Origin of the sequence: Streptomyces sp. SID13726 (genome assembly GCF_010548375.1) — a bacterium.
In the GTDB taxonomy this organism is placed as follows: domain Bacteria; phylum Actinomycetota; class Actinomycetes; order Streptomycetales; family Streptomycetaceae; genus Streptomyces.
On the sequence record NZ_JAAGLY010000452.1, the window covers coordinates 1 to 442 of the forward strand.

The following is a 442-nucleotide window of genomic DNA, read 5'->3' on the forward strand; positions in this document are numbered from 1 at the left end:
CGTACCTGGAAATACGGCAGTTCGGAAGACCTTCACGGCGCCGCTTGGCTCGTTCCCAGGGCTTGGATCCCGGACATCCCGGCCCCTGGGCGATGTACTCGTCCAGGACCGACAGGGCCACATTGCTCATCAACGGCGAGAGGATCGAACCCTGCGGAGTACCGGCAGTGGTGTCCCGAAGCACACGGTCCTCACCGAGGATCCGCGACTCCAAGACCCCCTTCACCAGTGCCAGGACGCGTTTGTCACCGACTCGGGCCCGCACCCTGTCCATCAAGGCAGGATGCGAGATTTCGTTGAAACAGGCTTCGATGTCTCCTTCAACGATCCACTCATACGACTTGGACGTGAAGAAACGCACCTCTGCCACCGCGTCATGAGCCCGGCGCTTGGGACGGAACCCGTAGGAACACGGGATTAAATCCGCCGCGAAGATCGGCTT

At 61.1% G+C, this 442-nt stretch carries 1 protein-coding gene; it reads right to left on the reverse strand.

Annotation, left to right across the window (positions count from 1 at the left end; all coding sequences use genetic code 11):
- A partial coding sequence (locus G3I78_RS48545) for a reverse transcriptase domain-containing protein (protein ID WP_343244037.1) occupies window positions 1-370 on the reverse strand: 370 nt, incomplete at its 3' end.
- Window positions 371-442 lie beyond the last annotated feature (72 nt).